Here is a 23185-nt window from a genome sequence, read left to right as displayed (position 1 = left end):
AAAAAAGGTACGCTTCTCTCTACTAAGATTCGCGTACCTTCTGCCCTATAAATCAATCAACTTCCAACAAACTCTCCAACTAATCCCTTCGCCTTCTCCAAAGCTTTCTCAATTTGCTCAAATCCTGTCCCGCCAGCACTGTTACGACGCTTTACAGCTGCATATGGTGAAAGAACTTCATACAAATCTTCTTCAAATAATGAGCTCATTTCTTTATATGTTGCAAGTGGTACATCTACTAAATAAATTCCTTTTTGTGTGCAGTGTAGCACTAGCTTCCCAACAATTTCATGAGCTTGACGGAATGGGAGTCCTTTGCTGGCCAAGTAGTCAGCAATTTCTGTTGCGTTAGAGAAATCTTGCGTCACAGCTTGCCCCATTTTTTCTTTGTTTACAGTCATCGTCTCTAGCATGCCTGCCATAATATGAAGGCAGCCTTCTACTGTTTTTACTGTATCAAACATTCCTTCTTTATCTTCTTGCAAGTCTTTATTGTAAGCGAGCGGTAATCCTTTCATGACTGTAAGTAAACTAAATAAATTACCATATACTCTGCCTGTTTTACCACGAATAAGTTCCGCCATATCCGGATTTTTCTTTTGTGGCATAATGCTGCTTCCCGTTGCGTATTGATCGCTCATTTCAATAAATTGAAACTCTTGGCTACTCCATAAAATAAGTTCTTCGCAGAAGCGTGATAAGTGCATCATGAGCATAGATGAGTTACTTAGGAACTCCAGTATGAAATCACGATCGCTTACTGCATCTAAACTATTTTCATAGAGTCCATTAAATCCAAGAAGCTCCGCACTATATTCTCGGTCAATCGGGAATGTTGTCCCAGCTAACGCTCCTGCTCCTAATGGTGAAATGTTAATGCGCTTTAATGAATCTTCATAACGATTCACATCACGCTCTAACATCCAAAAGTAAGCGAGAATATGATGAGCAAATGAAATTGGCTGCGCACGCTGCAAATGCGTATAACCAGGCATAATGGTTTCAATATTATTTTCTGCTTGATGAACAAGAACAGTTTGCAATTGTTTTGTAGCTTTTATAATATGTTCTACTTTTTCTTTCAAATATAAATGCATATCAGTCGCTACTTGATCATTACGGCTTCGTCCTGTATGAAGTTTCCCTCCTACTTCACCGATTTGTTCAATTAACATTTTTTCAATGTTTAAATGAATATCTTCTGCTTCTACTGAGAATTGAAGCTTATTCTCTTTTGCTTCTTTTAATAAATACTGAAGCCCTATCTTTATTTTCTCTGCTTCTTCTTTCGTAACGATACCTTGCTTTGCTAGCATCGTTACGTGCGCAATACTTCCCTTTATATCTTGATTTACTAATTGTTGATCGAAGGAGATGGATGCTCCAAACTCTTCAACCCACGCTTCCGCTTCTTCTGTAAAACGTCCGCCCCAAAGTTTGCTCACGCTTCCACCTTCTTTTGATTCACTTGGCTGTATACTTTCGTCGGTAAACCGAATAATGAAATGAATCCAACTGCTGCATCATGATTAAATTCGTCCTGAGCAGTATATGTTGCTAATTTTTCGTCATATAAAGAGTACTCAGATTTACGTCCTTCTACAATCGCATGGCCTTTAAATAATTTCACACGCACTGTACCTGTTACATTTTTTTGCGTTTCTTGTAAGAAAGCATGAAGCGCTTGTTTTAAAGGAGAGAACCATAAACCGTTATAAATAAGTTCTGTTATTTTCTGCTCAATCACCGGTTTAAAATGTGCTACTTCTTTTACGTGCGTTAAATCTTCCAGCTCTTTATGTGCTGTGATTAACGTCATTGCCGCTGGACATTCGTATACTTCACGCGATTTAATACCAACGAGGCGATTTTCTACGTGATCGATACGTCCAACGCCATGTTTTCCAGCAAGCGCATTTAACGTTTTAATTAATTCTGAAAGTGAATATGCAGTGCCATTTAAAGTAGTCGGTACACCTGCTTCAAAGCCGATTTCTACAAACTCTGGTTTATTCGGTGTATCTTCTAATGCCAATGTCATCTCATACGCATCTTCTGGCGGCGCTGCCCATGGATCTTCTAAAATACCACATTCGTTACTGCGTCCCCATAAGTTTTGATCGATTGAAAACGGGCTGTCTAAATTAATCGGAATGGGTACATCGTTTTCTTTTGCATATGCAATTTCTTCTTCACGTGACCATTTCCATTCACGTACAGGCGCAATCACTTCTAAGTAAGGATTTAACGCTTGAATAGAAACTTCAAAACGAACTTGATCATTCCCTTTCCCTGTACATCCGTGTGCAACTGCAGTCGCCCCTTCTTGTTCTGCAATTTCTACTAATTTCTTAGCGATAAGTGGACGAGATAATGCAGAAACGAGAGGGTATTTCCCTTCGTATAACGTGTGCGCTTGCATCGCCATCAATGCATATTCATTTGCAAATTCCTCTTGAACATCAATCATATATGATTTAATTGCACCTACTGAAAGTGCCTTTTCTTTTACGAATGCTAAGTCTTTACCTTCCCCTAAGTCTAAACAAAGCGCGATAATATCATAATTCTTCTCTTGTAACCATTTAATTGCAACGGAAGTATCAAGACCTCCAGAATATGCTAATACCACTTTTTTCTTCTCCATTTTGCATCCCCCTAAAGAATAAATATTCATTTTCTTTTATAATAATACACACTTTAACACCTTTCACAAAATGTATCAAGAGTCATTTTCAAATTTTTTCAAACAATTCCGTCGAGCTTCTTTCTGTTTTCATGTACAATATAAGCAGGAAAACGGGGGTGAACTTATGGAAAAATATTTCTTATACGATGATCATCTAGGAATTGAAATTCCGTATTTACAAGAAGATTGGGAAGATATCCCCGAAAAAATACAGCATGCTATTTTATTAAAGTGGGAACAAGTTCGAGGAAAGATTCCTGATCGTATAAAAGAACTCGAGCACTCTATTAATGCAAAACAGCATCATTTAAATAACGAAGAAAACTTCGAAATTTCTTGCAAACTTAATTCAGAAATTGCCGATCTCGCTTCCATCATTAATGACCTTTGGCTTTGGTATCGACTCACTCAAAATGTATCTGAGGGAAAAGCACACCAATGAAAAAAGCATGTCCCTCAATTACTTTGGGTCATGCTTTTTTGTCGTAACACGATTTACAATATATTTCTTGTGCTGTTTTCGCTAAACACACATCGAACGGTCCAACTAATATACTTCTTTCCTTTGGCAACTTTACAAAAGCAACGAGCTCTTCTTCATATTGAATCTTTTTCTGACATGAAACGCATACTAATTCTTTTCTTTTGAACATGTCTTTTAGCATATCTTCTCCCTCCCTTTCATCTATCTATATTGATATAATCTCATAACAATTAAGACTTGTAAAAAAATGACACATTCTGAAGCGAATTATTCATATACTATGTACAAAAGGAGGTCTCAATTTTATGCGAGCTTTCATTATTATCGCTTTAACTTTTTTAAGTGTGATTAGCTGGGATGCGTTTTTTAAAGATAAAGGTGACCAGAAAGATACAACTGAATAAACGCCATCTCTTTCTTACTTATTGGACAAACATTAAAACACTGTCCAATTCTGCAAAATAACTTAGGCTTTTCTACAAAAATATTTAAACATAACAATTTTTGTAGATTTCCTCCGCTTATTGTCGGTTTCCATCCGCATACATTTTTTGAAAGTATGATATAATAATATAAATCTTGAAGGAAGGGATTTTGATATCATGATCGCTCGAAGGAGCATGTGGCATCGTATTGACGAATCATACACGTAGCGTATTTTTCAGCTCAGATACTTTAGTCTAGCGAAAAAAATACGAGAGTGGGGAAATTATGATTGCCCGAAGGATAATTTGGCAAAAAAAAGACTCTTCTTACACGTAGCGTTTTGTTTAGGACTTAATTGTTACTAGCTAAACAAAACAAAGAAGAGCAGGATTGCTAAATGAAGAATCCTACTCCACGTTTTGTTTAGTCGTTTTAAGACTTAAACTAAAACGAAGGTAGGGAGAATTGATGGACGAGAGGATTATTCGTTATTTCTTCAGCGACATATAGCGTAGTTAGTTTTTTTCGTAAACTAACTGAAGCTACATGTGAGCTCGTAGTTAGTTTACAACACAAAAAGGACTACTAACTACGGAAAGAAGGAATAACGATGAGGAACATCCAAAGTCGACAAATTATTAAAGAAATTTTTATGGTTTTAATCGGTTCATTTATTTTAGCAGCAGCGCTATATCACATTCACTTCCAAAACCACTTAACCGAAGGTGGATTTGTAGGAATTGCACTATTTATCCAAAATTTTTATGATATTTCACCATCTATTTCAACTGTAATTATGGATATCCCAATTATTTTATTATGTGCTTCATTTTTAGGTAAAAAAATGGTTGGTTATTCATTCCTAGGTTCGATTTCATTCGGAGTATTTTATTCTCTTATGGAAAATTATTCTCCATTTACGGTCGATTTATCAAATAATTTATTTATAGCTGCAGTAGTTGGCGGTGCGTTAGCTGGTATTGGACTCGGTTTTATATTGCGATTTGGCGGTGCAACCGGCGGAGACGACATTTTAACAATTGTATTAAGTAAACGAACTCGTTTTACAATTGGGCAAATTTTCTTCGTCTTTGACGCGATTGTTCTTGCGCTTTCATTATATTATTTAAATTGGACAGAAATTGCTTTTACTATTCTTTCAATTGCTGTACAGGCAAAAACATTGGATTTAATTTATTATCCAAAAGCAGAGAAAAAAGCAGAAAAGCAACCAGTATCTATTCCAATGTCCAAAAAGCATGCAACAAATTAAAAAAAGCGAAAGGCTTCGGCCTCTCGCTTTTTTTACGCTCTTTTTTCCTTCTCGACTATGTGGCGCACTTGATAAAATCTATTTGCAAATTCAGTAACATTTCTTGTTAAACGATAGTTCACTGTAGACCCGATTGCCATTCCAATTACCGGAATACCTTGGAATAATTTACGACGAAGAGCATAAATCGAAAATGTTTTCAAAATTTGTTTTAACACAACCTCAGTAGAAGCTGGTTGTAATACCGCTTCGTCTCCTTCATAGAAGAACGAATCTTCTTGCTCTAGCTCTTGCAGTAAATTGTACCATGCGTATTGCTGAAGCCTTCCTGGTAGTAATGACGCATGAAACACCTTTAACGCAAGCATCATTTCATAAGGCTTGTTCACATCATGTCCAAATGATGTTGCAATAAGTTGGACAGCCTTCACATTTAATGCAATCATAACCGGAAAATCAGCCGTTAATAATAATAAACCTCCAGCACCCGTTGCTCCGCCTTGTACGAATGAATATAGGCGATGTCGCGCTGTTTGCTGCTCTGCTATGTATGTTAACTGATCAATAGATAATGCTTTCAAATCTTCTAGTTGCTCAATTGATTCATCAAATAATCTCGACGTTCCTAAAATACGATTACGCGCGTCTAACTGTGATTGTGAACTTTGAATCAATGCATGCAAATGAAAGAGCCATCCATCTGCTTTCGTAAAGAAATCTTTTCGTTTTTTCTCAGGTAATTTCGCAATTGTCGTATGTACCCATTTATCAAAAATTTTTTGAAAATCAGTCGCTTCTTGCTCAACTAATTGCGATTCCCATTCTTTTATATTGTCTAAAATGGCTTGTTCTCGCTTCGATCGCATCGTAACAACCACCTCGTTCGATTTTTTTCTATTGTAACATATTTCTGCTTATTCTTTGCAAATATGCTTGTCTATCTTTATTCACATTCCATTTTTTAGTGACATAAAATATTAGCAAAAAGGATGAGATAAATCACATGAATCTATCCAATATAAAAAAAGAATATAATGCAGTATTCAGCTTAGGACAAAACTGCTGGCCTGCTTGGGCGTTATACCAATTCGAATTATCACCCTTTTTTGGTGTTATCGATTTTATGCTAAGCCCTTCATTAGAAAAAGTGAATGTATTATTACAAAATCGATTTGACCGTTTTCTACAGTTCGAAAACTTATCTTTCATCTCATTTTGGGATGATGGTGCGAAATTAAGACTCCGTGACAACCTATATGAAATCGACTCCTGCCACGACTTTAAAACAGATGTAAACACACCAACTTCTTGGCCTTCTTATACAGAAGTTAAGTTAAACTATGAGCATCGAATTCATCGTTTTCTAACTACAATTGAAACGGCAGAATCCATATTGTTTATTCGAACTGGAGGAACATACGAAGAAGCACATTCTTTGGAACACATTTTATCTCAAATAGTTAAACATAAATTCTCTGTCCTATTACTACTTCCTGCAGATGTACCAAATGTTGCCCAAGAAGATTGGGGATTACAAAATATTTGCGTTATAAAATGCCCTATTATGGATGTATACCAGTACAATGAAGCATTTTGGAGTGACCTATTTGATGGACTCACGATTAGACCGCAGTCCTAAATACACGATACTTTTTATTACAAAACACATTATAATCATCCTTATACAAAAGAAATAAGGAGTGATTATATATGTATCCACGTGCAAAAGCTTTTGGCATTGCTATACATCACGGTAGACTTCTCGTACAAGAATATCATACAGGCGATGAAACATATTACCGACCTCTTGGCGGTTCAATTGAACTTGGTGAAAAATCAGCACATACCGTTATTCGCGAATTTCAAGAAGAGCTTCACACAGAAGTGGAAATCACCAATTATTTAGGCTGCTTAGAAAATATCTTTCATCTAGATGGAGAAATTGGTCATGAAATCATTCAGCTATATTCTTTACGCTTATTAGACATGTCACTATATGAAATGGAAATACTGAATATACAAGATGAACAAACACTGTCATATGCAAAATGGATTTCCCTCACTGCATTCATCCAAAAAGAGAAAGCACTATATCCAGATGGAATCTTGAAATATATCCAATAGAAAAAAGACGAAACCCTATAGGATCTCGTCTTTTTTTCATATAGTATATTAACCAATATCTCCAAGACGTAGTACGTCACGAGCGATCATAACTTCTTCGTCAGTTGGAATTACGATAATTTTTACTGGAGAGTGTGGGAAGCTGATGAATGCTTCTTCACCAAATACGTTATTACGTTTTACGTCGAAGTATACGCCCATGTACTCAAGGCCTTCTAATACACGCTCACGAATAATCGCACTGTTTTCACCTACACCAGCTGTAAAGATGATAGCGTCAACGCCTTTCATACGAGCTGTGTAAGAACCGATGTATTTGTGGATACGGCTTACGAATACATCAAGTGCTACTTTCGCACGATGGTCGCCTTCTTCTTCTTTCGCAATGATGTCACGTAGGTCACTAGAGTAACCAGTAAGACCTAACATACCACTCTTCTTGTTTAATACGCTAACTACTTCTTCTACTGTTTGGCCTGTTTTTTCCATGATGTATGGAATTAAAGCAGGGTCAATGTTACCAGAACGTGTACCCATTGTTACACCAGCAAGTGGAGTGAAGCCCATAGAAGTATCGATAGATTTACCGCCTTCTACTGCTGCGATACTTGCACCATTACCTAAGTGACAAGAAAGTAAGCTTAAGCTTTCAAGTGGACGACCTAATAATTCAGCCGCACGCTCAGTTACGTATTTATGAGAAGTTCCGTGGAAACCGTATTTACGGATACCGAATTTTTCATAGTACTCATATGGTAGGCTGTATAAGAATGCAGATTCCGGCATTGTTTGGTGGAATGCTGTATCGAATACTGCTACTGCTGGTACGTTTGGTAATACTTCTTGGAATGCTTTAATACCAACAAGGTTTGCTGGGTTATGAAGTGGTGCTAAATCGCTTAACTCTTCGATATCAGCTAATACTTCATCAGTAATTAAAACAGAGTCAGCAAATTTTTCGCCGCCGTGAACAACACGGTGACCGATACCGCCAATCTCATCTAGAGACTTAACGATTCCGTTTTCAGTTAATTTTTTAAGAAGCATATTTACTGCTACTGCATGATCTGGAATATTTGTAATTTCTTTTTGTTTTTCGCCATCTACAGTAATAGTGAAGATACTATCTTCTAAACCGATACGTTCTACTAAACCTTTTGTTAATACTGTTTCACTTGGCATTTCAAATAATTGGAATTTTAAGGAAGAGCTTCCTGCGTTAATCGCGATGATTTTTGACATCTAGTCTTTCGCCCCTTTTTCTCTTGGTAGTTGTGTGGATATGTCCACAAACCGCTCGATTTTATCTGATCAAATTCACTAAATATGAAAACGTTTCATCATTAGTGAATTTTATACTCACGATTTTAATTTAAACATCGTCCGACATATATTTCAAGTGAAAAAATTGTAACACCAAGAAAAAATATATATTACAGATTTCAAAAAAATTCAGTTTAATCTAGTATATATTTAAAAATATGACATATCCTATAAAACTGTACTACATGAATTACTAATCCTGTTACATATACCTTGCCTTATTTGTGGGTTGCAAACCAAGTATTTAATTGATCCATAATGTTCTCCATCGCCTTCATGTTGGAGAATTTAGGTAACTCCACTAATAACGCCTGTTTTGGCATTGTTACACTAGGACCTTTCTTTTGGAGAACAAATATACTTTTTGCATTTTTCTCGTTTTTAAACATGGAAACAGGTAGCTGTAATAGCCCTTGAATAAAACATGTTTCTTTAATAAATGCATGTAATTTTGGTGCTTGATCACTTTCAAAAATGAAGTTTGGTACTAGGAAGAATAAGTACCCGCCTTCTTTCGTATGTTTCACACTTTGTTCAATAAATAGGTGATGGGCATACGACATTCCTTGATCTGCTTTTAACTTATATTCACTTGCACCGATTTCATTTGGATAGTAACCAATCGGTAAGTCTGAAACGACTGCATCAACCGGATCGATATAAAGTGGCGCTAGTCCATCTTGATGGAAGAATTCGATTGCATGCTTTTGTAAATTCGCATTTACTAAAGCAAGTTTAATTAACACTTCATCCACTTCTACACCAAATCCACTCATTGCTAGTCCTTCTTTGGCGCTATTAAATACTGTAGTCATTAAGTTACCTGTTCCAATTGCAGGATCTAAAACAGTAATTTCGTTTTGCCCTTGCATAAATTTATGGAATAAGTAGCTCATGAACATTCCAACTGCATCAGGCGTCATTTCGTGATTCGCTTGTACGCCTTCTTTCATTCCTTTTAAAATGGCTAACTGAAATGCTTTACGAATTTCTTCACCTTTATATGTTTCTTCATTAAACGTACTATATTCACGATTCAGCCTTTCAATTGCTGATTCGGATAATTCCTCTTGTAAAATTGCTCCTTCAAACAAGTTATCACCTGTTTCTACAAGCGCCTCTAAATATGTTACATCTAATTCTTTACGTAAAACTACCGCAGAAGAATCAAAAATAGAAAATAATGTTTCTACTGTCTGACTCACGTACATTCCTCCTTCTCTCTTTTACACATAACTTATATCATACCACAAAGTGTTTTTTTCCAAAAAGAAAAAGCGACCTCCTGCAAAGAGCTCCCCTTTAAGTTATATATGATATAACGTTTTTTCTCATATATTGGTACCATTACGCAGCAATACATGAGAAAAAACGACCTCTTTATAAGAGGTCATTTCTTCACATTATTTTGCCGCTTTAGCTGCTTCTAATGCTGCTTCATAGTTTGGATGGCTTGTACCTTCGCTTACGTATTCTGCGTAAACTACTTTGTCGTTGCTATCTACTACGAATACTGCACGAGCAAGTAAACGAAGCTCTTTCATTACTAAGCCGTAAGCTTCACCGAATGAAAGATCGCGGTGGTCAGAAAGTGTAACAACATTTTCTAAACCGTTTGCTGCACACCAGCGTTTTTGAGCGAATGGTAAGTCAGCGCTAATTGTTAACACTTTCGCGTTTTCAATACCTGCTGCATCTTGGTTAAAACGACGTGTTTGTGCATCACACACACCTGTATCGATTGAAGGTACAACACTAATTAATTTTACTTCGCCTTTGTATGTTTCTAAACTTACTGGAGATAAGTCATTTGCTAATACTTGGAATTTTGGCGCTTGATCGCCAACTTTAACTTCTGTTCCAACTAAAGTCATTGGGTTACCTTTAAAAGTTACGTTTGCCACTTGAAAATCCTCCCTTATTTAAACAAAATATGTACAATGTAAATGATAGTTTGTCCCTATCGATAATGCAAATAAAATCGCTTTATTTACAAAAAAATTAAAGAAGCTAATCCATTGATTAGCTTCTTTATTCGTTAAATTTGAAATTCAGGATCGTCTTCTTTTCGTTTATCCATCATTTCTTTCACTTTATCAACAGCTTGTGGTGCTAATTCAATTATTTTATCGATGACGTGTGTTTGCTTATCTAAATGCAACACTTTTACACCTTCTCCATTTATTACAAGAAAAGCAACAGGATTAATAGAAACTCCTCCACCACTTCCCCCGCCAAATGGATGACGGCCTGAATGTTCTACTTTACCAAATTCACTTCCACCAGCAGCGAATCCGAAACTAACTTTTGAAACGGTAAGAATTACACTTCCATCTGCTGCTTTAATCGGATCACCAACAATTGTATTTACATCAGTCATTTGTTTTAAATGCTGCATTGCGGTTGTCATTAAACCTTGAATTGGATGGTCCACTTTATATCCCCCCTATGCTTGAACTGATTTTTCATTCGTACCAGATCTTTGTCTTCTCATAAACGTGAGTAATTTGATACCCGTTTTTATAGCACGAAATATACGAAAAGATGCTGTTAACTCACATCTTGATGCAAATCCTTTCCCTTGAAAAACAGGGGTGATTTCAAATTCTGGTACGTCAACAATATGCATATATTGTCCTACAACTCCAGCAGCCATTCCTTTTGTCCCCCATGCATATCCAGTGACAATTCCAGTACTAGCTGCATCACCTGCTCCAATTTGGGTGTGCCATTTCCAACCATTGATTTTTACTCGTTTGAGAAAATCTTTAACGATAGTATGAACTTCTTGCAGCTTTTTTATCAGTTCCCCTATACTATCAAGTTGTGCCATAATTTTATTATCAATTCCGCCTTCTTCTTCAGCTTTTTCGATTTTCTCTCCTGTCTTTTTCTGCTGTTTTTCAATTCTTTCCAATACGTCAAACGTATATCGAATCATCCATATTTTCACTTGAAACAAACATTGCTTTTCCATTTCTGAATATAAAAATGTCACTTTAAGCCTTATTTTCGACAATAGTATAAGCAAAATAAAAAGGAGAAGAATTATTATTCCAATCACGAGCCACTTCATACGTATCATCCTTTCACTCCGTACCCATTATCGACAAGTTTATTCATCATTAAACAGAATCCTTTAAAATTGAATATAAAAATTTTTCTAAAAATAAAAAGGGATTTTGACATTTTATATCGAAATATATTATTTGAACATATCGTCGGGGAACATATTTGGATGATATGTAGCACGAAGAACAGAAAATTTAACTGCAGTGGAGGGATACATAATGGCAGATCGTCGCAATTTATTTTTCTTTTATGGTGATGACAAAGCAACGCTCGTTGAAAAAATGAAACCAATCTATCGTATTTTAGAAGAGAATGGTTTTACCATATTAGATCATTCAAAAAATGCAAACGCTATCGTCAGTGTTGGAGATGATGCAACTTTCTTACAAGCCGTTCGTCAAACTGGTTTTAGAGAAGATTGTTTATACGCAGGGATTTCTACGAAAGATGAAACTTCTTTCTACTGCGATTTCCATATTGATCACGTCGATACAGCCCTTCAAGAAATTACAAAAAATGAAATTGAAGTGCGAAAATATCCAACAATTCAGGTAGATGTAGATCACGGTACATCTTTCCATTGTTTAAATGAGTTCTCATTACGCTCTAGCATTATTAAAACATTCGTTGTAGATGTTCACGTTGATGATCTATATTTCGAAACATTTAGAGGGGACGGTTTAGTTGTTTCTACCCCAACAGGAAGTACAGCTTACAATAAATCATTACATGGTGCGGTTGTTGATCCGCTTATCCCATGCTTCCAAGTAAGCGAATTAGCATCTTTAAATAACAACACCTACCGTACGCTCGGTTCACCATTCATTTTAAATCACGAGCGTACACTAACTTTAAAACTACGACCAGACGGTAACGATTATCCAGTTATCGGTATGGATAATGAAGCGCTTAGCATTAAACAAGTGGAAAAAGCTGTTGTACGCTTAAGCGATAAACAAATTAAAACAGTTAAATTAAAAAACAATTCCTTCTGGGAAAAAGTACAGAGAACATTTTTATAGCATTAAAATAACCGCCGAATTATGGGATCCCATAATTCGGCGGTTATTTATTTCTCTCGCTACCGACCACTATTCTTGTCATTTTTTATCGGTAAGTCGATATATTTTCACACGTCTTTCCTATACACAATCTTCCCATCAATTACCGTCATTTCTGCTTGTACTTCTTTTATTTCTTCTGCCTCTACCTCAAATATATTTCGATCTACTATCGTAAAGTCCGCTTCATATCCCTTTGCGATTTTCCCTCGCTTCGCTTCTTTTCCGATTGCATAGGCACTTCCTGTTGTAAATAAAGAGATAGCTTCATATACCGTTAATCTTTCCTCTGGCATATAGCATACGCCGTCAATAAAACTTCTACGTGTAACAGCACTATATATGCCTAAAAACGGATTCACTTGTTCAATTGGCGCGTCAGACCCACCGTTGCAGTGTAATCCCGCTTCTAGTAACGTCTTCCAAGCATATGCATATCGAAGACGATGCTCGCCTAGTTTTTCAATGACTGATGGGAAGTCCGATGACACAAAGACGGGCTGAATATCGATAATAGCCGGCAAGTGTTGCATTCTCTCAATCAATTCTTCACGAGCTAACTGACAATGAATAATACGATCGCGAAAACCTTCTGCTGGTGGATATAATTCAAGTGCATCAATGACATATTCAAGCGATAAATCACCTATTGTATGAATCGCAACTGGCATATGTAAATCCCGTGCTTTTTTCACTAACTCCGCAAGCTCTTCACGTGAGAAGATTGCAACTCCATTTGTTTCCTGCGCATCTTCATACGGTTCACTTAATAAAGCTGTTCTTCCGCCAAAAGAGCCATCAGAAAAAATTTTCATCGCTCCAAATTCAATATAATGCTCATTTTCATATTCTTTTCGCTCATGTGCCACTTCATGGTGAACGAGCAAATGCGCTTTAAAGGGCATTTCTTTTATAACATGAGAAAACGCATTATGCGTTTTTCTAAAACCACCGTAATAATTTAAATCTTCCGTATGCCCACCGACGAGTCCGTATTGCCAGCAATCTTTAATCGCTGTTTGCAGAGCTCTTTGTAAGTAGGCTTCATCAATTTCAGGCTGAACATGTTTTATTAGTTCTTGTCCTTGTTCATATAAAAGCCCTGTTAAATTATTCAATGCGTCCCGGCCGACTTTTCCTCCTTTCGGGTCTTGCGTCGTCTCTGTTATGTTCGCTTCTTGCAATATGTATGAATTCACCCATGTAACGTGGCGACAAACGCGCTTTAATAAAATGGGGTGTTCTTTAGAGATTTCATCTAAATCACGTACATGAACTTGTTTTGTATCTGTAAAATTATTTTCATTCCAGCCTTCTCCAATAACCCAAGAACCTTTTGGCGCTTCTTCTACTCGCTTCTGAACAAGAGTCAACACTTCGCTATAAGATGTACAATTTGATAAGTCTAGACGGAGTAACCTCTCCCCGTGCCCAATAAGATGCATATGACTATCAACGAGACCTGGGATCATCGTTTTGCCTTTTAAGTCATACAACTTCACGTCTGAATATCGACTTTCTAGCTCTTCCTTACTCCCAGCATCAACAATCATGCCCTTTTCAACATAAATAGCTTCTACTTTTTCATTCTCTTCTCGCATCGTGTAAATGGTGCCGCCATACCAAATTTCTCCCATATGCTCATCCCCCTTTTCCCTTTAGTCTACGAAATTAGAGCGTATAAAAAAAGCACCATTTCGATTAAAAATGGTGCTTTTCTAAAAATTACTTTTGTTCAGTAGGGTTCGTTGTGATTTGCCATTCAATGCTAAATTTATCTTTAAGTTGTCCGTATGCTGGGCTCCAGAACGTTTCTTGAAGTGGCATAATAACTTCTCCACCCTCTTGTAACTTTTCGAATACTTCTTTCGCTTTTTCTGCATTACTAATTTGAATTGCAATTGTTACTTGAGATCCGATTGCATGCCCTTGACCTGGGAATGTATCAGAAATCATAAGGTCCGTATTACCAACTTTTAAAGTAGCATGTAAAACGCGCTCTTTTGCTTCAGCTGGAATCGGGTATTCTGGATTTTCAGGCATGTCACCAAAAGTTTGCATGATTTCTACTTTTGCGTCTAACGCCTCTTTATAAAACTGTACAGCCTCTTGCCCACTACCATCTAAAACTAAGTACGGATTAATACCTAAAATCATACGGACACCTCTTTTTTAAGTTTATAAAAATCGAACTTGTGTTCGTTTTTATATTATCATTGTTTGGCATTTCATTCAACTATTTCCTTCACTGTTTTTAAAATTATTTTGACGGAATCTCCATCTCTTGTTTTCTAAGCTCAATACGGCGAATTTTTCCGGAAATCGTTTTTGGTAGTTCATCTACAAATTCAATTTTGCGAGGGTATTTATATGGTGCAGTGAGTTCTTTGACGTGTTGTTGGAGTACTGGAATTAATGTTTCTTCATTCTTGTCTATATTCTCTCTTAATACGATAAATGCCTTCACGACACTTCCGCGAATTTCATCAGGGCTTGCGACAACCGCACACTCTCTTACATAAGGATGTTTTACGAGCGCATCTTCTACTTCAAACGGCCCAATTGTATAACCAGAGCTAATAATAATATCATCACCGCGCCCTTCAAACCAGAAATAGCCGTCTTCATCTTTCTTCGCTTTATCACCGGTAATATAATAATCACCGCGGAATTGCATCGCTGTGCGCTCATCGTCTTTATAATATTGTTTAAAGAGGGCTGGCGTTTCAATGTGAACTGCGATATCACCAACTTCTCCTACCTGTACCGGAATACCTTCTTCATCTACAATATCAACGTGGTTGCCTGGCGTTGGTTTTCCCATTGATCCCGGTCTAATATCCATCCCTTTCATTACACCAACAAGCAATGTATTTTCCGTTTGCCCGTAGCCGTCTCTTACTGTAATATTAAAGTGCTTTTGGAACGTTTCAATGACTTCTCTATTTAATGGCTCACCTGCGGATACAGCGCTATGTAACGCTTCTAAATTGTACTCACCTAAGTCTTCTACTTTTGCCATTAATCTATACTCAGTCGGCGTACAACAAAGCACATTCACCTTATTATCACCTAATAAGTTTAAATACGTTTTTGGTTCAAATTTACCGTTGTATACAAATCCTGTCGCTCCTGATCCGAGAGTTGCTAAAAACGGGCTCCAAATCCACTTTTGCCAACCTGGACTAGCCGTCGCCCATACAACATCATCCTCTTCAATTCCGAGCCAATTTGGAGCGCTCGTGCGCAAATGAGCGTATGCCCACGCATGCGTATGAACAACACCTTTTGGGTTTCCTGTCGTTCCTGACGTGTAAGATAAAAAGACCATATCTTCTTTATCAGTCTTCGCCATTTCTAACATGTCACTTTCTGTTTCTAACGCTGTTTTTAAATTAATCCATCCATCTACTGACTGCTCGCTCAAAACGAATTTTTGAAGAGATTCCATCGCTTCTATATCATCAAACTGCCCAATGTAGGGCTCATAACTTACGATTGCTTTTACTTCCCCGTGCCCAATGCGATATTCTATATCCTTTTTGCGCAACATTTCCGAACTCGGAATTACGACAAATCCTGCTTTAATCGCAGCGATATACGTCATGTACGCTTCAATTAAGCGCGGCATCATAATGAGGAGCTTGTCCCCTTTTTGCAGACCACTCTTTATAAAAGCGTTTCCAATTTTATTCGCACCTTTCATAAGCTCAGCGTATGTAACTTCTCGTCTATTCCCTTTATCATCTTGCCAAATTAAAGCAAGCTTATCTTTATCACCTGTATATTTCTCTATTTCAGAAACTAAATTATAAGACGGTGGCGCCAACAATTCCTCTCTCTTCATACAATATCCTCCTCCATTTCTATGCCTCCCTTATATAATAAAGAATTTTCAGTTAATTTTGAACCCTCTTCTTTTGACAAATTTTTTATGTCTATGTCGAAATGAATGTATACCGATGCAAACAACAAAAAGAAAGAGCGGGAAAACCCGCTCTTTCTAAGCCATCTTATATGGGATTATTTTTGGTAACCGCCTAATTGTTGCTCAGCTAGTGAAACTAGACGTTTAGTGATTTCACCACCAACAGAACCGTTAGCGCGAGCTGTTGCATCTGCTCCAAGTTGAACACCAAACTCTTGAGCGATTTCGTATTTCATTTGGTCTAATGCTGATTCAGCACCAGGAACCGCTAATTTATTTGTGCTACGTGACATGTTATATCACCTCCTTGTGAGTATAGAGTGTGATAAATAACATGACTTCATACACGTTTTAGATATGGTAATTTATGGTTTTAGAAAAGTTCTTCGAATTTGTCTTCTTCCGCCACTACTTCTACCGTTTGTAATACAATTGTTTCTTTGTTCGCTACAGCTTCATCGATTAATGGTGTGAAATCGTATTTCGCTTCAAAACGATTCGCTTTTTCACGCTTCGGCTTCGTCGCTGGGCTTGCTGGTGTGAATACTGTACAGCAATCTTCGTACGGACGAATTGAAATATCATATGTGCCGATTTCTTCAGCGATTTTAATAATTTCTAATTTATCCATCGTAATAAGTGGACGAATAACCGGGTAGTTTGTTACCTCGTTGATTGTATGCATACTATCTAACGTTTGGCTTGCTACTTGTCCAAGACTTTCACCAGTCGTAATTGCAAGTGCATTACGCTCCTCTGCGATACGCTCTGTAATACGCATCATCATACGGCGCATAACTGTCATTGAATAGCTAGATGGAATTTCTTTATTAATCGTTTTTTGCACTTCTGTAAATGGAACAAGGTGAAGCGTTACACGTTTACAGTACTTCGTTAACTCTTGTGCTAAATCGATTACTTTTTGTTTTGCACGCTCGCTTGTGAAAGGTGGGCTATGGAAATGAACTGCTTCCACAGACACGCCGCGTTTCATCGTTAAGTACGTTGCTACTGGGCTATCGATACCACCAGAAAGAAGTACCATTACTTTTCCGCCAACACCAACTGGTAAACCACCAGCTCCCATATGCTCACCACACATAATATAGCTGTAACCACTGCGAATTTCTATACGTACATTCACATCTGGATTATGAACATCTACTGTGATATCCTCTGTATTTTCTAAAATGTGTCCACCGATTTCTGGAAGTAACTCCATCGTCTTCATTGGGAAGCGCTTATCAGAACGGTGCACTGTAATTTTAAATGTTTTCACATCATCTTTTACTTGTAAGAAAGCTGCTAATGCACCCTTTTTAATATCTTCTAATTCTGATGGTACTTTCATCGCTAAGTTAAACTTATGAATACCGAATACATCTTTCAATCTTTCAGAAATTGCTTCATGGTCTTCGCCATTTAATTGAATGTACATACGGTCATGCGTTGCATCGATTTTAATATTTGGGAACTTTTTCAGCTTGAACTTTACGTTATCTTTCAATGTGCTTACAAATTTAGAGCGGTTCTTACCTTTAGTCGTCATCTCTCCATAACGAACTAAAATATATTCATATGTCATCATATTCCTTTACCTCATCACTTCATATAATTTTGGCATCGTCTCTTTCACAATACCTTCAAATTGTTTTACTTCTTCCATCGTGTTTTCTGGTGCCAAACTAATACGAATAGCACTTGCAGCAGCGGCATGGGGTACTCCCATTGACACTAACACTCTGCTCACTTCATTTGCTTTTGAAGAACAAGCAGACTTCGTCGATACATATACACCGTGCTCTTCTAAAGCATGAACGACCACTTCTGGTTTTAAACCAACAAATGACACATTTAAAATGTGCGGTGCTGCATATGCAAGCGACGTATTAATCGTTACATCTTCCATCTCTTTCAAGAAACGGACAAGCTCTGTTTGTAAATTTTGCAAATGAGCTATCTTTTCTTTCACTTGTTCCATTGTCATGCGAAGTGCTTTCACCATCGCTACAATGCCAGGTAAGTTTTCTGTACCAGAGCGATACTTAAGCTCTTGTTGACCACCTGATAAAATTGGATCTAATCTTACGCCATCACGTACATAAAGAAGACCCGTTCCTTTTACACTGTGGAATTTATGTCCAGATATTGAGCAAAGATCAATATGAGAAGCATATAAATCAAGCGGTACTTTTCCTATCCCTTGTACATGGTCCACATGGAATCTTATTTTCGGATAGTTCGATAATAACGTTCCAATTTCAGCAACAGGCTGAATTGCTCCAGTCTCGTTGTTCACGTGAATAATTGACACAAGAATCGTATCTTCACGAAGTGCTCGTTTTACATCCTCTACCGATACAACACCATGCTCATTAACCGGTAAATATGTTACATCAAAACCGAGATCTTCTAATTGTTTATATGCTTCAAACACAGACGCGTGTTCAATATTTGTTGTAATAATATGTTTACCGCGCGAACGATTCCTCATCGCTATTCCTTTAATCGCAAGGTTATTCCCTTCCGTTCCACCTGATGTGAAAATAATCTCAGAAGGTTTAACGTGAAGAAGCTGCGCTGCAATCGTTCTTGATTGTGTTAATAGACGCTCTGCCTCTCCTCCAAGCGAATGAATAGAAGAAGGGTTTCCAAAATATTTTCCAGCAACCGTTACGTACGATTGAAGGGCTTCTGGATATGGCTTCGTCGTCGCACTATTATCAAAATAGATCATCGTTCTTCCCCTTTCAGCGCTATCACATCATATAATCATATCACAAATACGTGTAATTACGCTAAGACTACTCAAAGGTTCCATTTTATCCCGATTGTGAAGGCCGATAATTAGCGAGGATGACCCTACTGACTACAGTTTCACTATATTTTAAAACGAATAACCTTACTGTATTCCGCTATTCATTATAGCAACATCGTCCCCAAAATTACACAAAAAAACAAACCCTTATGAAAGGGTTTGTTCATTGTCTACATATTCAGCTATTTTTTGAACAACGCCAGGTTCAAGTTGCTCTAGTACAGAAGCCGCTTGTTCTAAAGCTGCATCGTATTGATATTCACGGAATAATTTCTCCGCATAATTTAAGCTCTCTGCAAGGTTCTCGTCATGACTGCGGTAACGATTACCGTATTGAATTAATTTTTCAACTAAATACGCTTGTCCAATTAACTCTTCTGTCATTTCAGCTACACCATTAACAGTTGTGTACGCTTCTTCTAAACTGCTATTTACAGCATTCATATTTAACGGTTTCACTTCTAACTGTTCATATACAGCTTGCATTGCCATTTGTCCTCTTTGTAAATCTTCCATAATGCTTTCTGGAAGACCTGGCAAATTCGACTTTTGCATAAAACGTTTCGTTTCAAAAATGATATTTCGCATTTCTTGTAACTTCTCACGTGCTTCAAATTCTTCTTTACGCATCGTTTGCAGCATTTCTTTATATTCTGCATGAAGTACTTTTAACGTTTCACATTGCTCATAAACCTCTTCTAGTTCCTCACGAATAATAGAGAAGGCTATATCTTGTTCCGCAACTCGTAATCGCAGCATTTCAAAACGTTTCGTTAAAATATGCATTTGCTTTTCAATTACTTTTTGAGACTCAATGTCCTTATCTTGTAGCTGATAACTTTGTTTCACAAGTTGTGTTTCTGCTTTTGTTTCAATCGTTTCAGTACGAATTTCTTCTAAGTCTTCATAAACAGAAAGTGTTTTTTGCTCCACATAATGTCTCGCATGTACTTCTTGTTCCAGTTGATCATAGAAGCCATCTAAACGCATTTTTAAGTTTTCTACTTTTTCAGCGGCTTCTGTTATATGAAGCTCCTGTATATCCATTAAACATGTGTGTAGTTGTGTCGTCATATCACGAACTTCTTTAGGGACTTCCAAATACTCTAATACATAACCTTGTCTTACCATATCATTATGTCCTTGTAATAAATCTTCCAGCTGAACTGGTAACGTCGCTTGACACTCTACCAATAAATCCGGAATTTGATGAATAATGATTTCTAAGCTTGCCAAACCTTCTTCTAAACTAATAACAATTTCTCTCGCTTTTAAATAGTCACCATTATCTGTTGCCTCTTCAAAGCTTTTAAACTTATTAGATTCAGCATCTAGCATCTCTTCGATTTTCTGCTCTGCTGCTCCATACATATGTCTATGAGCAAGAACACTCTTCTTCATACTACGATATGTATCACGTAACTCTTCAATTTCCGAGCTATTTTTTTCATGGCTTTCTAACAATTGCTGTAATTCATTTAAAATATCTGTAATACGATTATCAGCGTCATCTAAACCACTTATGGATTCATTCATCGCATGCTTTGCTTTTCGGAAGGAGAATTGCGAGGCGAATTTTCGCGCTTGCGCTAAATCTTTGTCTGCTTTCGGAAGGGTTGTTGATACAATCTCATCCCATTCTTCACGCCATTTACCAAACAGTTCTTCTGTTTGACCCGTCATGTTTAAATCTTTCACCCGTTTTAGTTCATCTGCCACAGGTTTATCTTTTATCTCTTGTTTCCACTGCTCCAGTGCTTCAATATCTTTATATGAACGATTTCTTATCACAAGCTCTATCATGAGCAGCACTAGAATAGAGCTTACTACAATGATAACGATCGTCAGGATAGAATCCATGCAAAAAAGCCTCCTAGTTATATCTCTTTTTTTGTCCGTTCCGTTTATGAAATGGAAGGCATTATGTATAAAAAGGGAATCCCCCTATATTTAACAACTAACAATGTACTAATCATACCATGTAATGGCTTGTTTTTGACCTAGTTTTTTTTAAAATTTCATGTTTCTTTCAATGCAATTGTAATCTTTCTCAATCTTCTGTTTGGATTAGCTTCCATCATCAAATGATTGCAATAACGGGTTCTCTTCCATATGGGATACGAAATAAATTTTGCGTGCAAGTGGTGGTTCAATAGAAATCGCATGCACATTCCCTTGCTTTACCGCTTGCTTTACTGACATTTCTGGAAGTAACGTAATACCAAGTCCAGCTCCGACCATCGCAAGCATCGGTTCTGCATAAGAAGTTTCAAATGCAATGATTGGTTTCGCACCTATCCCCTGAAACATATTCGTAATCATTTTCCTTACATCACAGATTTCTGGGTATACGATTAACTTTTCATTTTGCAAATCTTCCATTCGGATCACTGTTTTCTCTTTATAAAGATGATCATTTGAAACGACACAAACAATTTTTTCTACTCGCATTTCTTTTATACACGTAGCGTCTTCTACTACTGAATCGACGAACATCGCTTCAATCTTCCGTTCTTTAAAGAGTCCCATTAGTACTTTCGTATGCTCAATTTTCCATTCTACTTCGAATCCGTCACCTAATACATCTTTACATTTTGATATGTAATGAGCTGCTAAACTTGGCAATATGCCTATAGAAATTTTCCGCTTCTCTTGAAAATTCTTCATTTCGGCTTTCACTTCATATATGTGTTCCAAAATCGGTAACATTCTTGTTATAAATAACTCTCCAGCTTCTGTTAACTCCACTCCTTGTGCGGAACGCTTCAGTAAAGTAACCTCTAAGCCCGCTTCTAACCTTTGAATTTGTTTACTAAGCGCCGGTTGAGAAATATGTAAAAGCTTACTCGCCTTTGATAAACTTCGCGTATTCTTCACTTCAATAAACGATCGTACTGCCTCCAAATCCATCGTACACACCTCTAACATAAAGTTATAACTGTCATAAAAAATCGATATTTCCTTCTATAAACAATTACTCTTTATACTTATTTCATCAACTTACTATAACGAAATGTAAAGGGGAAAGATACTCTTGGACAAAAAACAAATGCTACTCGGATCCCTCCTATGCTTACTTGCCGTAACGGCTTGGGGATTTATGTTTCCTGTCATGGCAAATGCCCTGCAGTTTATTGATCCGTTCTTCTTCACAACTACCCGATACGGATCAGCAGCTATTATTTTTCTTATTTTGCTATTCATTACTGAAGGAAAAACTTCACTCCGCTTAGAGAAAAGAACACTTTCGTTATTCTTTTACGGAACAGTCGGTTTCGCTGGATATGGTTTTCTCATTTTTTACGGCCAACAACTTGCCGGGCCTTCTGGGGCCATTCATGCTGCGATGATTCAGTCTCTTATGCCACTCATCGCTTTATTATTGCAGTGGATAACAAAAAACAAACGCCCACAAAACTACACATTCCTTTGTATGTTCGTTGCATTGCTCGGTGTTATGCTCGTCATTTCAAAAGGAAATATTCACTTATTATTTGGAGCTGCCAGTCACCTCTCAACAAATATACTTATGCTATGCGGCGTTACTTGCTGGGTCATTTACACGAACGGTGGAGCTCGTTTTCAATCTTGGTCACCACTTCGATATACGACGTTAACTTGTTTATTCGGCTCCATTTCACTCATCGTTATTGTCACTTTCTTCACGTACACAAACATCGTTACTATGCCGTCACTTCGTACCATTATGAGCGTTCGTTTTGAACTCTTGTATATGTCGATTGTTGCAGGTGTTATCGCTGTATTTTGCTGGAACACAGGAAATCGCTATATTTCATCTATTAACGGCATATTATTTATGAATTTAGTTCCTGTACTTGCACTTATCGGTTCCATCTTTCGAGGTTATACAGTCGACAAAATTGAAATTGCCGGAGCCTCATTAACAATTATTGCGCTATTATGCAACAATGCATGGCAAAGGAAAGAAAGCACAAAAATCCCCACCTCAGTTCGTTAGGTGGGGAT

The 23185-nt window shown here is 37.2% G+C and carries 23 protein-coding genes; 6 read left to right on the top strand and 17 right to left on the bottom strand.

The window, feature by feature from the left end; translation table 11 throughout:
* Positions 1-56 precede the first annotated feature (56 nt).
* On the bottom strand, positions 57-1445 hold the full coding sequence (argH, locus tag DM800_RS06490) for an argininosuccinate lyase (RefSeq protein WP_087985402.1): 1389 nt from the start codon (positions 1443-1445) through the stop codon (positions 57-59).
* Positions 1442-2647, bottom strand: a complete 1206-nt coding sequence (locus tag DM800_RS06485; protein ID WP_000412317.1) for an argininosuccinate synthase — start codon at positions 2645-2647, stop codon at positions 1442-1444. The genes argH and DM800_RS06485 overlap by 4 nt, the downstream gene beginning before the upstream one ends.
* A 166-nt stretch (positions 2648-2813) precedes the next feature.
* On the opposite strand from DM800_RS06485, the gene DM800_RS06480 reads away from it, so the two are divergent.
* Positions 2814-3131, top strand: a complete 318-nt coding sequence (locus DM800_RS06480) for a radical SAM protein (RefSeq protein WP_088064564.1) — start codon at positions 2814-2816, stop codon at positions 3129-3131.
* 28 nt (positions 3132-3159) lie between these two features.
* Here the strand turns inward: DM800_RS06480 and DM800_RS06475 are convergent, their stop codons facing one another.
* A complete protein-coding gene (locus DM800_RS06475) occupies positions 3160-3354 on the bottom strand; it encodes a hypothetical protein (protein WP_000910293.1) in 195 nt (64 codons plus the stop codon).
* Between the two features lie 855 nt (positions 3355-4209).
* On the opposite strand from DM800_RS06475, the gene DM800_RS06465 reads away from it, so the two are divergent.
* Positions 4210-4872, top strand: coding sequence for a YitT family protein (locus DM800_RS06465; RefSeq protein WP_048544413.1), 663 nt, complete (start codon positions 4210-4212; stop codon positions 4870-4872).
* Between the two features lie 32 nt (positions 4873-4904).
* Here the strand turns inward: DM800_RS06465 and DM800_RS06460 are convergent, their stop codons facing one another.
* Entirely contained in the window at positions 4905-5738 is an 834-nt protein-coding gene (locus tag DM800_RS06460) for an EcsC family protein (RefSeq protein ID WP_001256865.1), read from the bottom strand.
* Positions 5739-5875: 137 nt separating this feature from the next.
* On the opposite strand from DM800_RS06460, the gene DM800_RS06455 reads away from it, so the two are divergent.
* Together DM800_RS06455 and DM800_RS06450 are read left to right on the top strand one after the other, a co-directional pair.
* A complete protein-coding gene (locus DM800_RS06455; protein WP_088609299.1) occupies positions 5876-6511 on the top strand; it encodes a DUF1796 family putative cysteine peptidase in 636 nt (211 codons plus the stop codon).
* Between the two features lie 71 nt (positions 6512-6582).
* Positions 6583-6996 (top strand): NUDIX hydrolase, encoded by a 414-nt coding sequence (locus DM800_RS06450; RefSeq protein ID WP_087985406.1) that lies wholly within the window; start codon positions 6583-6585, stop codon positions 6994-6996.
* Between the two features lie 48 nt (positions 6997-7044).
* On the opposite strand, the gene ackA is transcribed toward DM800_RS06450, so the two are convergent.
* The 5 genes from ackA to DM800_RS06425 all read right to left on the bottom strand — a co-directional run bounded on the left by ackA (position 7045) and on the right by DM800_RS06425 (position 11404).
* Entirely contained in the window at positions 7045-8238 is a 1194-nt protein-coding gene (gene ackA / locus DM800_RS06445) for an acetate kinase (RefSeq protein WP_000034571.1), read from the bottom strand.
* A 299-nt stretch (positions 8239-8537) separates the two neighbouring features.
* The gene (locus DM800_RS06440) at positions 8538-9524 is read right to left on the bottom strand and encodes a class I SAM-dependent methyltransferase (RefSeq protein WP_141542729.1); all 987 of its coding nucleotides are present in this window, start codon (positions 9522-9524) and stop codon (positions 8538-8540) included.
* A gap of 198 nt (positions 9525-9722) precedes the next feature.
* Positions 9723-10223: a thiol peroxidase gene (gene tpx, locus DM800_RS06435; protein ID WP_000024522.1), complete on the bottom strand. Its 501-nt coding sequence runs from the start codon at positions 10221-10223 to the stop codon at positions 9723-9725.
* A gap of 134 nt (positions 10224-10357) precedes the next feature.
* Positions 10358-10753 (bottom strand): GerW family sporulation protein, encoded by a 396-nt coding sequence (ytfJ, locus tag DM800_RS06430; RefSeq protein ID WP_000350005.1) that lies wholly within the window; start codon positions 10751-10753, stop codon positions 10358-10360.
* Positions 10754-10765: 12 nt separating this feature from the next.
* Complete coding sequence (locus DM800_RS06425) at positions 10766-11404, bottom strand: DUF2953 domain-containing protein (protein WP_147786608.1); 639 nt, start codon at positions 11402-11404, stop codon at positions 10766-10768.
* Positions 11405-11609: 205 nt separating this feature from the next.
* On the opposite strand from DM800_RS06425, the gene DM800_RS06420 reads away from it, so the two are divergent.
* The gene (locus DM800_RS06420) at positions 11610-12413 is read left to right on the top strand and encodes an NAD kinase (protein ID WP_048544426.1); all 804 of its coding nucleotides are present in this window, start codon (positions 11610-11612) and stop codon (positions 12411-12413) included.
* A 107-nt stretch (positions 12414-12520) separates the two neighbouring features.
* On the opposite strand, the gene DM800_RS06415 is transcribed toward DM800_RS06420, so the two are convergent.
* The 8 genes from DM800_RS06415 to DM800_RS06380 all read right to left on the bottom strand — a co-directional run bounded on the left by DM800_RS06415 (position 12521) and on the right by DM800_RS06380 (position 22108).
* Positions 12521-14089 carry an amidohydrolase gene (locus DM800_RS06415; RefSeq protein ID WP_147786607.1) on the bottom strand — a complete coding sequence of 523 codons (1569 nt, stop codon included), beginning with the start codon at positions 14087-14089 and terminating at the stop codon, positions 12521-12523.
* An 88-nt stretch (positions 14090-14177) separates the two neighbouring features.
* Complete coding sequence (locus DM800_RS06410) at positions 14178-14609, bottom strand: VOC family protein (protein WP_048544430.1); 432 nt, start codon at positions 14607-14609, stop codon at positions 14178-14180.
* A gap of 103 nt (positions 14610-14712) precedes the next feature.
* Positions 14713-16299 (bottom strand): acyl-CoA synthetase MbcS, encoded by a 1587-nt coding sequence (gene mbcS / locus DM800_RS06405; RefSeq protein WP_098133577.1) that lies wholly within the window; start codon positions 16297-16299, stop codon positions 14713-14715.
* A gap of 176 nt (positions 16300-16475) precedes the next feature.
* The gene (locus tag DM800_RS06400) at positions 16476-16673 is read right to left on the bottom strand and encodes an alpha/beta-type small acid-soluble spore protein (RefSeq protein WP_000091640.1); all 198 of its coding nucleotides are present in this window, start codon (positions 16671-16673) and stop codon (positions 16476-16478) included.
* Positions 16674-16753: 80 nt separating this feature from the next.
* On the bottom strand, positions 16754-17968 hold the full coding sequence (thiI, locus tag DM800_RS06395) for a tRNA uracil 4-sulfurtransferase ThiI (RefSeq protein ID WP_088123518.1): 1215 nt from the start codon (positions 17966-17968) through the stop codon (positions 16754-16756).
* 6 nt (positions 17969-17974) lie between these two features.
* The gene (locus DM800_RS06390) at positions 17975-19117 is read right to left on the bottom strand and encodes a cysteine desulfurase family protein (RefSeq protein WP_064460176.1); all 1143 of its coding nucleotides are present in this window, start codon (positions 19115-19117) and stop codon (positions 17975-17977) included.
* A gap of 228 nt (positions 19118-19345) precedes the next feature.
* Positions 19346-21058, bottom strand: a complete 1713-nt coding sequence (gene ezrA, locus DM800_RS06385; RefSeq protein ID WP_147786606.1) for a septation ring formation regulator EzrA — start codon at positions 21056-21058, stop codon at positions 19346-19348.
* 207 nt (positions 21059-21265) lie between these two features.
* The gene (locus DM800_RS06380) at positions 21266-22108 is read right to left on the bottom strand and encodes a LysR family transcriptional regulator (RefSeq protein WP_147786605.1); all 843 of its coding nucleotides are present in this window, start codon (positions 22106-22108) and stop codon (positions 21266-21268) included.
* A 124-nt stretch (positions 22109-22232) separates the two neighbouring features.
* Here DM800_RS06380 and DM800_RS06375 point away from each other — a divergent pair, with 124 nt between their 5' ends.
* Positions 22233-23177 carry a DMT family transporter gene (locus DM800_RS06375; protein WP_147786604.1) on the top strand — a complete coding sequence of 315 codons (945 nt, stop codon included), beginning with the start codon at positions 22233-22235 and terminating at the stop codon, positions 23175-23177.
* Positions 23178-23185 lie beyond the last annotated feature (8 nt).

The sequence above is a fragment of the Bacillus sp. AY18-3 genome, from assembly GCF_008042305.1.
Classification (GTDB): Bacteria; Bacillota; Bacilli; order Bacillales; family Bacillaceae_G; genus Bacillus_A; species Bacillus_A wiedmannii.
This window is presented reverse-complemented; position numbering and strand designations above follow the sequence as displayed.